Here is a 13,140-nt window from a genome sequence, read left to right as displayed (position 1 = left end):
TTTCGTGCTTTTCGTGGGCACTTTCTTAAAGCGTAGAAAGCTTTTCGACCGTTCGCCAATTGCGGCCGGTGACGGCAAGTTTTAGCTTTTTCTCGAGGTAGCTCTTACCAAGAAGGCTGTCGATCACTCCCTTTGGAAGATGGCAATAGAGCTCGCGGCCGATGACCGTGTAACCTTCGCCTTCGGGGGCGGCAGCGAGAAGTTGTTCGAGCTTTTCGGCGGGCATTTCTTCTCTTAGAAAGAGAACGTGCATTTCCTTGTGGCTTTCGAATTGGCCCTCGTACGGATTGCTCGCAAGGATGTCGGCGATCGCGCTTTGTTCGCGGATCATGACAGGGATCTGTTTGGCGAAGTGCTTTTCTATGGCTTGCTCGATTTTCGCGGTTAGTTTCTCTTCAGCGGCGTTCGGTGATTCGCCCTTGCTGACGCGCGGTCTTTCGCAATCAAAGGCGATGTTGCCGCTGTTGATGTAGGTAACGACGTTCTCAAAGCCGAGTTCCTCGAACACGGCTTTGAGTTCCGTCATCTTGATCATCGTGTTGCCGCCGACATTGATGCCGCGGAGAAGGGCGATGTAGCGCATAGAGTTAGCTATTAATGGTAAATGGTTAATGGATAACCATTCACCATTTACCATTACCATTCACCACTTCCTAAAGCGTGCTCATATCGATCACGAATCGATAACGAACGTCAGCCTTGATCGTGCGTTCGTAGGCTTCTTCGATCTTGGTGATCGGGATGACTTCGACGTCGGAGGTGATGTTGTGTTCGGCGCAGTAGTCGAGCATTTCCTGCGTTTCCTTGATGCCGCCGATGCTTGAACCGGCGAGCGTGCGGTTGTTGCCGGCGAGCGAGAAGGCTCGGGCTGAGACCGGATTTTCAGGCAGACCGACCAGCACCATCGCACCGTAAACGTCCAACAGGTTCAGATACATATCCATCTCGTGATCTGCCGAAACGCAATCGAGGATGAAATTGAACGTGCCTTTGAGCGGTTTGAGGTTGGCTTTGTCGCTGGTCACGACGAAATGATGGGCACCGAGTTTGAGTGCATCGTCCTTTTTCGATGGCGAGGTGCTCAGAACCGTGACCTCGGCTCCCATCGAAACGGCTAGCTTGACGCCCATGTGGCCGAGCCCGCCGAGGCCGACGATGGCGACCTTACTGCCCGGGCCGACCTTGTAATGTTTCAGCGGCGAATAGGTCGTAATGCCCGCGCACAGAAGCGGAGCGACGGCCGCGAGCGGTTGATCGGACGAGACTTTTAGTGCGTAGGCTTCGTCTACGACGTGATGCTTCGAATAGCCGCCGCGCGTCGGCGTCACTTTATCCATCTCGGTACCGTTATACGTTGCAGCGGTGTGCACCTTACAAAACTGCTCCTGATCGGCTTTGCACGCCGAGCACTCGCGGCACGAATCAACAAAACAGCCCACACCGGCGAGATCGCCGAGCTTGAATTTTGTCACCGCACTCCCGACCTTAGAAACGCGGCCAACGATCTCGTGGCCCGGAACCATCGGGTAGATCGACGGCCCCCATTCCTGCTTCGCCTGGTGGATGTCCGAATGGCAAATGCCGCAAAACTGGACGTCGATCAGAATGTCATGATCGCCGAGATTGCGGCGTTCGAAATTGAACGGGACGAATTTTGCATTCGCGTCGTGTGTGGCGTAACCCCTTGTTTCTATCATTTTTTCTCCTATCTCTACTAGTTTATCGTTGCGATCACTTTCAGCTCGATCGCTATCGGCGTTGGCAGCGAACTGATCTCGACCGTCGTGCGGCATGGCTGATTATCGGCAAAATATTCCGCGTAAATGCGGTTGTACGTCGCAAAATCGGCCTTCATATTCGTCAAGAAAACCGTCACATCGACGATCTTGTCCCACGACGAACCGGCGTCCTCGACGATGTATCTAACATTCTGAAACACCGACCGACATTGCGTTTCGATGTCGTAGGAAACGATCTCGCCCGCATCGTTCAGCTCGACGCCGGGTATCTTTTTCGTACCCCTTTCACGCGGGCCGACACCTGATAAAAACAGCAGATCACCGACACGGCGTGCGTGCGGATACAAGCCGACAGGCTCGGGAGCTTTGGACGAATTAAGCGGTTCACCGTTCATAGATCGACTCAAACGAATAAAAATAAGTCTATCAGGAATGTTGGCTGTTAGAACAGTACGGGCGTGAATCTAAATGCAGTGAGCTGCACGAATTTGTTATCGTATAATCTCCGTAGGAGTCTTCAATATGTCACTTCTTACTAAACTTGCATTGGGAACAATGGTTATCGTTGCGGTCGGGTGCGGTATCGCGAGCAGCTCGGGCAAAACTGCCGATCTGCGCGAGGTCGTCCCGGCGGTCGATACGCAGCCGAATGCGGAAGCACCTAAATCTACGCAGGTCGCGGTATTCGCGGGAGGCTGTTTTTGGGGAGTCGAGGGCGTTTTTGAGCACGTAAAAGGCGTGATCGATGTCAGATCAGGCTACTCCGGCGGTGATGCAAAAACCGCGGACTACGAAACGGTCAGCAGCGGCGATACCGATCATGCTGAGGCCGTTCAGATCACTTTTGACCCGGCAAAGGTCACATACACCCAGCTTTTAACGATATTCTTCTCGGTTGCGCACGACCCAACGCAGCTTAATCGTCAGGGCCCTGACACGGGACGGCAGTACCGCTCAGCTATATTCTTCGCAAACGAAGAGCAGAAAAAAGCGGCTCAGGCCTATATCGAAGCGATCGACAGATCAAAGGCCCTGCCAAAACCGGTCGTTACCGAGGTCGTTCCGCTCAAAAAGTTCTACGAAGCCGAGGCGTACCATCAGGATTTCATGAAAAAGAATCCGAATCATGGGTACATAGTTGCCCACGACAAGCCTAAGGTCGAAGATCTCAAGAATCGATTTCCTGAGTTTTATGTAGAAAAGTAGACGGTTCTAAACACTCCCATCGCTGTTTTCCATCGTCAATATAGATGCCAAGAGCCCAACGCCTATCAAAGCAAAGCGGATGGGTTCGTGAAAGACCCAGCGAGCGACCAGCGGCTCAAGTACTGCCGGATCGTAATTGCCCGCTCCGATATAGAAGTTAGTGGGCAAAAAAACGGCGTATGTGTAGACCGCATAAATGACGACGACAAGAATAGCCGTGGACGCGAAGATGATCGCAATCTTCCCGCACTTCAATATCGAAGCTAGGCCGACGATCGAGAAAATAAACGAACTACCAACCGTAAGGTTGTAGTAGTCCGCCGGACTGGCAAGACTGAAGAACTGATTGTATTTCGTAACGTCGGCGATAGCCCCGGATTTCCAGTTGGGCACGACGACGATTAATTCATAAAGATGCCCCGCAAAAAAGCTCGCAAACGACAAGACCATTAACCATAGAACGACCTTTCTCATCACATTAACCTCGGGAGCTGAATTTCAATTCAAAAGCTACCTGGATCTCTCGGTCCAGATCTGAACCAAGGCTACCAGAGTATCGGTTGATTTTTCCAGCCCTTTTTTCGAGTTGAACTCGAGCTTACCATGAAAATTATGGCCGCCCGTGAATAGATTCGGCGTTGGCAAGCCCATTGCGGTCAAACGTGAACCATCCGTTCCGCCTCGTATTGGGCGAAGTTCTGCTTTAATTCCGGCCCTTTTTGCTGCTTCGATCGCGTAGTCGGTGAGCTGCGGATAGTTTTTGAGCACCTCTTTCATATTGAGATAGCCGAGCACGCTGGCGTATTCGATCTTGACGTTCGGGAATTTCTTCTGCGTCGCGGCCATCACGCGCCTGATCGCTTTTTCCTGGCCGGCAAGCCCGGCGATGTCGAAATTGCGGAGCAGTATTTTCACAGTCGAAGTCTCTTCCGTCATGTTCGACGAATACGGGTGAATAAAACCAACGCGGCCGGCGGTCGTTTCGGGACGGTTCGGGACCATGGCGGGAAACCGCGAAAGGAAATCGCCCGCAGCGTATGAAGAATTGATCATGATTCCCTTCGCCGTGCCGGGATGCGTAGATTTGCCGCGAAATGTAACAGTCGCGGTTCGAGCCGACCAAGTCTCGTTCGAGATATCGCCAAGCTGTTCGCCATCAACGGTATAAGCGAACTTTGCTCCCCAGCCCGCGATATCAAACTTTTCGATACCGCCGCCCACCTCTTCGTCGGGTGTGAAGGCGATGGCGATGTTGCCGTGCTTGATCGACGGATTCTGCTTCAAGGTGTCGATCATCGTCATGATCTCGGCACAACCGGATTTGTCGTCAGAGCCGAGCAGCGTCGTGCCGTCTGCCGTAATGATGTCGTCGCCGATGAGGTTTTTGAGATCAGGATTCTGCTTTACCGTGATGACCTGCGTTTTGTCGTTCGGCAAAACAATGTCGCCGCCCTGGTAATTCTTGTGGATAATGGCGTTAACATTCGCTCCGGAAACCGCCGGCGACGTGTCCATGTGAGCCATGAAGCCGATCGTCGGCACGGAGGAATTGTCCGCAAGATTCCCCGGAACCATCCCGTAAACGATTCCCCACTCACTGATCCGCACGTTCTGAACGCCGAGATCTTTCAGCTCTTTCGCCAGCAGATTCGCCAGATCGAGCTGCTTTTTCGTGCTCGGCGGAGCCGGTTGATCCTCAGCCGACTGCGTATCGATCTTAACGTATCGAAGAAAGCGCGACATCGCGGATTCGGCCGGCGGATTTTGCTGAGCAAGCGAAACTATCGAAAAAACCAGAACCAAAACAAAGCTGTAAAAACCTTTCATAATTCAATATTACCCCAATGCGTTCAGAAATTAACTTCACCGATACCGCTCGAGTTCAAATTCGATATCCTGCGGATATTCGATTGCGACCGGCACGGCGAATGAGCCTTTTCGGCTGATCGCGCTTCGCAGATTGTATAGAATATCTCCCGTCTTTGGATCGCGAATGAAGAACTCGAACGCGCCTCGATCCGCAAATCGAAAGAGAGCTCCATCGTTAGCCACATCGGGTAATCGCACCTTGAACCGCCCGTCGGCCCCAACATCGACCGCGTCGATGCGGTTTGGCCCTATCATGCAATCGGGCAGGCCGAGGAATTCGCACTTCCAGTGTGCCCAATACTCTACGGTTAGCCAGCGTTCATTCTTCGCGAGTCTTTCCGGCGATCGGATCTTGCCGCGAAACTCGATGGTCCTCGACCTGCGGAGTCGGGTGCGGATGACGCTTTCGCTTTTCGCGAGGTCAGGAATATCGAGTATCTGCGTCCGGCATCTTGCTCCTCTGATCATCAACTTGAGCGATGTCGCGGGCATTCCGTATCGAACGGTCGGTATATCGTATCGCGAGAATCGAGAATCGGTCTTAATAAAGCTGCTGTAACCGCCAAACGCTCCGGCGATGAAAAACTCGACCGACATTTCCCCCGGCGAACACGCTCCAGACAACTCGAGAATATAGCTTTTCTTTGGCGGTTCATTCTGGCCATGCAGATGCAGAGCAAAAACGAAAAGCAGGCTTAATGTCGTTAGCGTCGATCTCAAACGCATTTTGTTCGATCCGGTCTCCTGAAATATCCGATCAACCGCCATTCGGTTTGAACTGCGGGTAAAATTTCTTGTATCCGAGCAGCCGTGCTGTCGGTGCAATGACAAAACGCATCGTTTTTTGCACGGGCAACGGCGGGCCGTCGGCTATCCAGGAATCCGCATCGGTGCCATAAACCGAAAGCTGCATCATGATCCGCGGCACGCCCGGCCCATTTGGATAAGTATCCATAAAACCGTACAGCTGCGAAAGCAGGTACCCGAATTCCACCGGTAGCGTCTTGGGGTCGTCGCTCTCGACGATCACGGTCTCGGCGGTTTCATTGAATGGCTTATGCTTCGTCATCGGCGGGATCGAGATCGTCTCGCCAGCGTGAAGCGTCCGCTTTTCGCCGCTCACTAAGATGCTGAGCGTACCGCTTTTGACGGTAAACTTTTCCTCGAACGCCTCATGAAAATGCTCCGGCGGCCCGGCGGCGTTCGGCAGAACCACGAGACGTGTCTGCAGCCAACCGTTACCCACTGAGAGAACAGTTTGATCGAATCCTTCGGCCCTGCTGAACAGTTTATCGCCGGGCCTGAAATAATTTGCGTAGTCGATCTTAGGTTGCGCAAATACCAGGTCGCTCAAGATAGCTCCGCCTAGAATGTAGATAACACCAACCGCCAAAAGCCCCAGAATTATTCGTTTGATAGTACTCATATTGTCTCCTCAAACGAAGCATGCACATATCAATGTCGCCAGTCGGCTAGATGCGAATACAGACGTTCTTTTCCTCAGTAAAGAACCTCAGAGCCTCAAACCCGCCTTCCCGGCCGACGCCGCTTTCTTTCATGCCGCCGAATGGCGTTCGCAGATCGCGGAGCAGCCAGCAGTTGATCCAGACGATGCCCGATTCGAGCTTAGCTGCTACGCGATGGGCACGGGAAAGGCTTTCAGTCCAAACCGTCGCCGAGAGACCGTAACGCACACTGTTAGCAAAACCCAAAACCTCGTCCTCAGCGTCGAACGGCATGATCGTCACCACGGGGCCGAAGATCTCTTCCTGATTCGTCCGGCAATCGTGCGGTAACCCCTCGATAACGGTCGGCTCGATGAACCAGCCTTTAGAATGCTGAATGCTGAATGCTGAATGCTGAATACCGCCTTTCAAGATCGTTCCGCCCTCGGCTTTTGCGAGTTCGATGTACGACATTATTTTGTCAAAATGCTGCTTCGAGACGATCGCACCGACATCTGTGTCGGCTGCCAAAGGATCGCCAACCTTTAAGGCGGAAACTCTCTCGATGAAGTCTCTTTTGAATCGCTCGTACAGCGGCCGCTCAACAAATATCCGCGAACCGCACAGGCAGATCTCGCCCTGATTTGAGAAAGACGAGCGAACGGTTGTCGCCAGCATTTCTTCGTAATTGCAGTCTGCGAAAATTATGTTTGGATTCTTACCGCCGAGTTCGAGCGAAAGTTTTTTGAACATCGGAGCGGCAACGCGGGCGATCTCTTCGCCGGTCTTTGTGCCGCCGGTGAATGAGATAGCCTTGACGTCTTTGTGAGCGACGATCGCCGAACCGACCTTTGGGCCTAGTCCGTGGACGATATTAAGCACTCCGGCGGGCAAACCGGCTTCGATACAAAGTTTTGACAGCAGATAAGCCGTCATCGGCGTCACTTCGCTGGGTTTCGCGACGACTGTGCAACCGGCAGCAATAGCAGGTGCGACCTTCCATGTAAAAAGGTAGAGCGGCAGGTTCCACGGCGATATGCAGCCGACGACGCCGAGAGGCTGCCGCAGTGTGTAGTTGATCGCATTCTGTCCAACGCTGTCATGCGATTCATTGGCGGTGTGCATTGCCGCCGTCGCGTAGAACTTAAAATTAGCGACCGCCCGCGGAATATCGACCATTCGGGCAAGCGAAACCGGCTTTCCCTGATCAACGCTCTCGGCCAAGGCGAGCGGCTCCAGATCACGCTCGATCAAAGCGGCCAGCCGCATCAAAATATCATGTCGCACTTCCGCCGAGGTTGATGACCATTCCGAAAATGCAGCGGACGCCGCTTGCACTGCACTCTCGACGTCGCGCTCATCCGAATCCGGTATCAATGAATAAACCGCACCGGTCGACGGGTCGAAATTACCCAGATATTCCCCCGAAACAGGGCTAACTAACTTTCCACCGATGTAGTTCTGCAGGTGATCCATTCTATGTTCGAAAGGTCTTCTAAATTTAGCCGACTTCAGCTATTCTACCAACGTTAACAAAATAATTTGACCACAATCGGCGTGTTTTTACGCTCTATTCTTTGAAGGCTTTAATTTCGCTGTTGTCATTTTGCTTTGAATTAGCACATGGCATCGAGAATTAATAAAAATATGACCAAAGTCTGTCCAAAATGCAGTTTACCTAATCCGGCCGAAGCCGCTTTTTGCCACAATTGCGCTACGCCGCTTAACGCTCCCGGTATCGGAACCCAGCAACAGCAGCCATGGCCGCAGAATCCTGTTGCGGCTCCAGTAATGGGCGGCCAGGCTTACGTGGCAGCCTCGCCTGCCACGCAAAAGCCATTGATCGCTATGCTGCTCTCTGTCGGCGGACTTCTCTGCTGCGGGCCCCTCCTCGGCGTTCCCGGTGCGATACTCGGATGGCTCGAGCTGCAAGCCATCCGCGAAGGCAGATCGCCCGGGGATGGAAAGATGATGTCGCAGATCGGCCTATGGGTCGGTATCGCGGCGACGGTCATCCATATCGGAATTTGGGTCATCTGGGTTCTACTCTCGGCCATCGCGGGCGGTGGTGGATATTAATGGCTAACGATCCGCAAAATTTACCTGTCTGCTCGAACGGCCATCGTCAGCCCGCTCATGGCTCGCGATTCTGCATTTACTGCGGAACTGGAATGGCGGTTCAGGCACCCCAGCCTCAGCAGCCACAAAATCAGCAGTGGCAGCAGCCGCAAGCACATCAAGCCCAGCTTCAGCCACCGAATTACGATCAGAACTATCAGCCGCAGCCGCAGTTTGTGCCGCAGCCAGCAATTTGCCGTACGTGCGGTGGTGATGGCCGCGGCCTGTCGGAAAAGTCGGTAGTCTGTAAGGAATGCCGCTGGCTTCGTCCGCTCGTTCCGGGCTACCAGATCGACAATTCAGCTTTTGCCTGGGCTGCAGACGCCAAGGCAATGGCGGCTCTGAAGGCTGCAAAGCCATTGAATGCCGCCGCTAAAGCCGTTTCGGAAAAGGTCGGACGACGCTGGATCGAGGTATCATTTAACGGCATCTTATTGGGCGAAAAGCAGATGCCGCAAGTTTTCGGTCAAGCCGTTCGGGCGGCTCGCATCCTCGGAATGTCGCACATGCCCGACATTTACCTCTCGGGTGACCGTCCGTGGGATTGCCTGACCTTCGGCAGCGACAAGAACTCGTTCATTGTCATTGGTTCTGCTGTTGCGGGTAATTTTCAGGGTGTCGATATGCTCTATCTCCTTGCCCGCGAAATGGGCCACTGCAAAGCGGGACATGCCCTATGGAAGACGGTTATTCGATTCTTCCTCGGCGAACAAGGCCCCGCGAAAGGATTTATGGCGGGCGGTATCTTTAACGCTATCCTTAGCCCCTCGGCCCTGATCGGAGGAGCAGTCGAAATGCCGCTGCTCGCCTGGGCACGCCAGGCTGAGATCACTGCGGATCGCGCAGGTCTACTCGCGGTTGGAAGCGAGGAGGTCGCACGACGAACGCTTTTGTCGTGGTCGCTGAAATCTTCGTTCATTTTCAAGCAGATAAATATCGAAGCCTGGCTCGAACAGCAGCGTGAGGACGATGGCGATCTGCTGCGGCTTTCGGAACTTACGACAACCTCGACGCCCTATCTCGGGCCACGTTTAAAGCTTCTGAATCAATTTGCTAACGGCCCTGAATTCGCTCGAACGGCCTCGTGGATCAAGCAGGCCTTGATGAAAAACGCTCCGCCCAAGCCTGCTCCGGTGCCGCCTCCACCAAAGCCAAAAGCTCCGACCGAGATCAAGATCAAATGTTCTGCATGTAAAGCCCCACTGCGTGTACCGATCTCTGCGCTCAAGGGCAAGCAAAAACTTTCGGTCAAATGCCCGAGTGCAGGGTGCGGTAAGGTAACCGATATTCAAAAAAGGATCAAACCGGCCGAGCCAAAAGCTCCTCCGGCAAAAATAAAAGAGGAGAACCAAAACTATGGCGAATGAACAAGACCCAACAACGATCATTGACGAAAAGGATTTCGAGATAACGACCGCTCCCGGCGATGAAAGCTCGTTAGCAGACGAGATCGTCGAGGCATTGTTTGACAACGGTGCGGCAGAGACCGAGGTCACATACGCGGATACCGACGGCGATGGAAAGATCGACGCCGGTGCTGCTGATACCGCCGGCGACGGCGAGCTTGACACCATCGCCGGCGACACGGACGGCGACGGAAAGGTCGATGCTGTTTCGGCTGACACCGACGGCGACGGCAATCTGGACGTGATCGTCATGGATACGGATGGCGACGGAGCCATTGATGCCGCGGGTGCGGATACGGATGGCGACGGACAGATCGATGTCGCTATGCTCGATACGGACGGCGATGGTGAATTTGATGTCACCTATACCGACGCTGACGGAGACGGCGAATTTGAGATCGAAACAGCCGAAGGTTTGCCTACGGAAGAAGAACTTTCGACAAATTCCATCGAATTCACCGTCGGCGAAGACGGCTTTCCGGTATCTGATACAGCTGGTGAAGAGTTTACCGGAGATTACGCCGTTGGCACCTCGTACAACCAAGGCAGCGAGCCGGTTTATGCGGCTTCGGTAACCGATCCAACGAGAGAAACGGCGGAAGATCCGGCTTTGGCCGAACAGCAGGCACACGCAGACGCCGCCAGCGAAGCTCAGGCAAAAGCCGATGAATTTGTTGCGCAAGGAGATTACGCGGCCGCGGCCGAAGCGAGAGAGGTTGCGGAGAATGAGTCTTATGCGGCGGGCGATTCGTCGATGCTCGGCGCATCGGATTCGGGTGATCTGGATAACGCCGCTTATAAGCAGGAACTTGCAGACGACTACCGCACACAGCAAGCCGAGCACATCGCCGCGGGCGATTATGAAGCTGCCAAAGAAGATGCTCTGAACGTCGGCTATCAGACCGGCGATGCGGACTATCTCGCAAGCGGATCAGACCACACCGGTCAAGCAGACCAGGACGCTTCTAATCTTGGCAATGCGGTCTACCAGGAAAAGAACGCTGACTATTTTGCCGACAACGCCGAATGGTACGCCCAGCAAGGCAACACCGACGCCGCCCAAAGCAGCCTCGATAACGCCGCCTCGTATCAGGAGTCCGCCGACACATACGCGGCCTCTGCTGATCCGGCCTCACCGATGTACGATGTCGATCCATCGTCGGCGGTGGACGTCGGGGGCGGATATGATATGTCAGCGGTCGATACGGGATTTGATGCCGGAGCAGATATGTCGACGCCGGTTTCATACGATTCCGGAACGGACGACGGAACGGTGTAGCTTAATTTTTTTTCTGATCATAGAGGATGACTGAGAAGTAAGGACAATAGGAGAGTAACCACGAAATAACGCCAAAAAGAACACAAAAATGAAATATTTTTTGATCTTTTTAGTATTATTTCGTGGTTATCTTCTTCTTATTCTGACTTTTCATGCATTCTCTTTTTTATTTGGATATACGTCCGTAGCGTTTCAGGATCTCTTTAACCTTGTCGAGCGGCAAGGCGTCGATCGTGCGGCCGTTGCCGGTGACCGTTGTCGCCTTGAATAACGAATTGAGTATCGCCTCCTCCGTTGCCTCGATCGCGGCTTGGAAGAGCGGTGACATTGCGTCATTTCCGAGGACCGTGATCGAGCGCTTTGGGTCCGAAGCTTTGATGCGGTTCTGGGTAGAAAATGCTATCGCATAATCGCCGCTGCCGTTGGTCATCGATGAACCGGTTCGGGCGAGGCCGGACATGGTTCGCTCGGCAAGTCGTCTTAAAAGCCGATGATCGAGTGGCGCGTCGGTCGCCACAATGATGATGATCGACCCATCCGCTCTGTCAGAACCGGCTGCGTAAGAGGGCGGAACGGCCGACTGCTCAGAAACTGCCTCTTTCAAATAATACCTGCCTAATTCCTGACCGACGGGCACGCCGTCAACGCTGAGGACGCCGCCAAAATTTGTCTGAACAAGTACTCCGAGCGTGTATCCGCCGAGCGATTGCGGCAGCTTTCGCGACGAGGTCCCGATTCCTCCCTTCCAGCCGAACGCGACGGTTCCCGTTCCGGCACCGACGGAGCCTTCGTCGACCGAACCGATTTTTGCGTTCTTCAGTGCGGCAAATACGTCCTCCCTCGCGATCGGACGGCTGCGAATGTCATTCAGCCCGCCGTCATTCGTCTCAGCGACCAGTGGATTGATCGATCGCACCTCCTGATTGCCGGGCAGAGCGAGCATGTAGTCGATCAGGAAATCAGCGGTTTTTGGAACCGAAAGGGTCGAGGTCAACAGGATCGGCGTCTCGATCTCGCCAAGCTCATTGACCTGCGTCGAACCCGCGAGTTTGCCAAAACCGTTGCCAACGTAAACTGCTCCCGGAACTTTCTCCTGAAACAGATTGCCCGAATGCGGCAGTATCGCGGTCACGCCCGTCCGCACGTTATCGCCCCGAACGATCGTCGTCTGTCCGATGCTGACACCGGCAACATCCGTGATCGCGTTAAGCGGCCCGGTGGGAAGAATGCCGATCTTAATACCAGTATCGCGAACGCGTGGTCGCGTCTCCTGAGCAGATCCTGACGCAGCATATAGAAACACTAAAGCCGCAGCAATAACGATCTTTTGAGCTAGCCGCATATTTAAATAGTATCTGCATCTCGTTCTTTACCGAGATTCATACAAAAGGCGCAGGTTACACCTTTGCGAAAGTTAACCCCGTTTGCCCCTGATATTTGCCGCCGCGGTCTTCGTAACTTACGCCGCAGTCTTCGTCCGATTCGAAAAATAAAATCTGGCCGATACCTTCGTTGATGTAGACACGCAGCGGCAGATTAGCCAGATTTGCGATCTCAACGACCAGGCGTCCGGTCCAGCCGGCTTCGAGCGGCGTCGTATTTACGAGCAGCCCGGCGCGGGCGTAGGTTGATTTGCCGAGGGCGACACCGGTGACATTTCGCGGCATTTTGAATGTCTCGACCGTGACACCGAGGCCGTAATGATGAGGCGGAAGGAGATAGTATTTAGCACCATCCTCAGCCTCATGCACCTGAGGCTCGATAAGGGAAAACTGCTCGTCAAATCGTTTTGGATCGATCTCTTTTGCGTGGACCGACGAGAAGATGCGGAAGCCATCGTCCGCCAGACGCATATCATATCCATAGCTCGAACAGCCCGCCGAGATGATCCGCTTGCCGTCTGCCTCGCGCACAAGCTGCGGCAGAAATGGCGTGATCATATTCTCTTCCTCCGCCATTTTACGCAGCCAGATATCTGATTTTATTGTCATAATTTCAGCGACGGGCACCCAACGGCCGTCGGTCTAATTCAAAAAAAAAAGGTGATAAACCTTGGTAGTTTACCACCTAAAAAAAGT

The 13,140-nt window shown here is 53.7% G+C and carries 13 protein-coding genes and 1 pseudogene; 4 read left to right on the top strand and 10 right to left on the bottom strand.

Features of this window, described 5'->3' with window-relative positions; genetic code table 11:
- Positions 1-25: 25 nt before the first annotated feature.
- The 3 genes from IPG22_01495 to IPG22_01485 form a co-directional block, all read right to left on the bottom strand.
- Entirely contained in the window at positions 26-583 is a 558-nt protein-coding gene (locus IPG22_01495) for a DUF1697 domain-containing protein (GenBank protein ID MBK6586985.1), read from the bottom strand.
- Between the two features lie 70 nt (positions 584-653).
- Complete coding sequence (locus IPG22_01490; protein ID MBK6586984.1) at positions 654-1,697, bottom strand: NAD(P)-dependent alcohol dehydrogenase; 1,044 nt, start codon at positions 1,695-1,697, stop codon at positions 654-656.
- 17 nt (positions 1,698-1,714) lie between these two features.
- Positions 1,715-2,134, bottom strand: a complete 420-nt coding sequence (locus tag IPG22_01485; GenBank protein ID MBK6586983.1) for a RidA family protein — start codon at positions 2,132-2,134, stop codon at positions 1,715-1,717.
- 127 nt (positions 2,135-2,261) lie between these two features.
- Between IPG22_01485 and msrA the strand changes: the two genes are divergently transcribed.
- Positions 2,262-2,945 carry a peptide-methionine (S)-S-oxide reductase MsrA gene (gene msrA, locus IPG22_01480; protein MBK6586982.1) on the top strand — a complete coding sequence of 228 codons (684 nt, stop codon included), beginning with the start codon at positions 2,262-2,264 and terminating at the stop codon, positions 2,943-2,945.
- 6 nt (positions 2,946-2,951) lie between these two features.
- On the opposite strand, the gene IPG22_01475 is transcribed toward msrA, so the two are convergent.
- The 5 genes from IPG22_01475 to IPG22_01455 all read right to left on the bottom strand — a co-directional run bounded on the left by IPG22_01475 (position 2,952) and on the right by IPG22_01455 (position 7,735).
- Positions 2,952-3,419: a hypothetical protein gene (locus tag IPG22_01475; GenBank protein MBK6586981.1), complete on the bottom strand. Its 468-nt coding sequence runs from the start codon at positions 3,417-3,419 to the stop codon at positions 2,952-2,954.
- Positions 3,420-3,455: 36 nt separating this feature from the next.
- A complete protein-coding gene (gene pepT / locus IPG22_01470; protein MBK6586980.1) occupies positions 3,456-4,688 on the bottom strand; it encodes a peptidase T in 1,233 nt (410 codons plus the stop codon).
- A 120-nt stretch (positions 4,689-4,808) separates the two neighbouring features.
- A complete protein-coding gene (locus IPG22_01465) occupies positions 4,809-5,582 on the bottom strand; it encodes a hypothetical protein (GenBank protein ID MBK6586979.1) in 774 nt (257 codons plus the stop codon).
- Entirely contained in the window at positions 5,572-6,240 is a 669-nt protein-coding gene (locus IPG22_01460; GenBank protein MBK6586978.1) for a cupin domain-containing protein, read from the bottom strand. Before IPG22_01460 ends, IPG22_01465 begins: the two co-directional genes overlap by 11 nt.
- 46 nt (positions 6,241-6,286) lie before the next feature.
- Entirely contained in the window at positions 6,287-7,735 is a 1,449-nt protein-coding gene (locus IPG22_01455) for an aldehyde dehydrogenase (protein MBK6586977.1), read from the bottom strand.
- Positions 7,736-7,906: 171 nt separating this feature from the next.
- Here IPG22_01455 and IPG22_01450 point away from each other — a divergent pair, with 171 nt between their 5' ends.
- The 3 genes and pseudogenes from IPG22_01450 (at position 7,907) to IPG22_01440 (ending at position 10,111) form a co-directional block, all read left to right on the top strand.
- A complete protein-coding gene (locus IPG22_01450) occupies positions 7,907-8,338 on the top strand; it encodes a zinc ribbon domain-containing protein (protein ID MBK6586976.1) in 432 nt (143 codons plus the stop codon).
- Entirely contained in the window at positions 8,338-9,744 is a 1,407-nt protein-coding gene (locus IPG22_01445; GenBank protein ID MBK6586975.1) for a M48 family metallopeptidase, read from the top strand. The genes IPG22_01450 and IPG22_01445 overlap by 1 nt, the downstream gene beginning before the upstream one ends.
- 94 nt (positions 9,745-9,838) lie before the next feature.
- Positions 9,839-10,111: pseudogene (locus IPG22_01440) on the top strand (hypothetical protein).
- A gap of 1,117 nt (positions 10,112-11,228) precedes the next feature.
- Here the strand turns inward: IPG22_01440 and IPG22_01435 are convergent.
- Complete coding sequence (locus tag IPG22_01435) at positions 11,229-12,404, bottom strand: P1 family peptidase (GenBank protein MBK6586974.1); 1,176 nt, start codon at positions 12,402-12,404, stop codon at positions 11,229-11,231.
- 55 nt (positions 12,405-12,459) lie between these two features.
- Positions 12,460-13,053 (bottom strand): dCTP deaminase, encoded by a 594-nt coding sequence (locus IPG22_01430; protein ID MBK6586973.1) that lies wholly within the window; start codon positions 13,051-13,053, stop codon positions 12,460-12,462.
- Between the last annotated feature and the right edge of the window lie 87 nt (positions 13,054-13,140).

Source organism: Acidobacteriota bacterium, assembly GCA_016703965.1.
Taxonomy (GTDB): Bacteria; Acidobacteriota; Blastocatellia; order Pyrinomonadales; family Pyrinomonadaceae; genus OLB17.
The sequence above is the reverse complement of the archived record's forward strand: the minus strand, read 5'-3'. Positions and strand labels throughout refer to the sequence as shown.

Bases quoted from the DNA above. Each gene is read 5' to 3' on its own strand.
- IPG22_01450 (MBK6586976.1), top strand. From the start codon at position 7,907: ATGACCAAAGTCTGTCCAAAATGCAGTTTACCTAATCCGGCCGAAGCC.
- IPG22_01435 (MBK6586974.1), bottom strand. From the start codon at position 12,404: ATGCGGCTAGCTCAAAAGATCGTTATTGCTGCGGCTTTAGTGTTTCTA.
- msrA (MBK6586982.1), top strand. From the start codon at position 2,262: ATGTCACTTCTTACTAAACTTGCATTGGGAACAATGGTTATCGTTGCG.
- IPG22_01490 (MBK6586984.1), bottom strand. From the start codon at position 1,697: ATGATAGAAACAAGGGGTTACGCCACACACGACGCGAATGCAAAATTC.
- IPG22_01455 (MBK6586977.1), bottom strand. From the start codon at position 7,735: ATGGATCACCTGCAGAACTACATCGGTGGAAAGTTAGTTAGCCCTGTT.
- IPG22_01475 (MBK6586981.1), bottom strand. From the start codon at position 3,419: ATGAGAAAGGTCGTTCTATGGTTAATGGTCTTGTCGTTTGCGAGCTTT.
- IPG22_01485 (MBK6586983.1), bottom strand. From the start codon at position 2,134: ATGAACGGTGAACCGCTTAATTCGTCCAAAGCTCCCGAGCCTGTCGGC.
- IPG22_01445 (MBK6586975.1), top strand. From the start codon at position 8,338: ATGGCTAACGATCCGCAAAATTTACCTGTCTGCTCGAACGGCCATCGT.
- IPG22_01495 (MBK6586985.1), bottom strand. From the start codon at position 583: ATGCGCTACATCGCCCTTCTCCGCGGCATCAATGTCGGCGGCAACACG.
- IPG22_01460 (MBK6586978.1), bottom strand. From the start codon at position 6,240: ATGAGTACTATCAAACGAATAATTCTGGGGCTTTTGGCGGTTGGTGTT.
- IPG22_01430 (MBK6586973.1), bottom strand. From the start codon at position 13,053: ATGACAATAAAATCAGATATCTGGCTGCGTAAAATGGCGGAGGAAGAG.
- IPG22_01465 (MBK6586979.1), bottom strand. From the start codon at position 5,582: ATGGCGGTTGATCGGATATTTCAGGAGACCGGATCGAACAAAATGCGT.
- pepT (MBK6586980.1), bottom strand. From the start codon at position 4,688: ATGTCGCGCTTTCTTCGATACGTTAAGATCGATACGCAGTCGGCTGAG.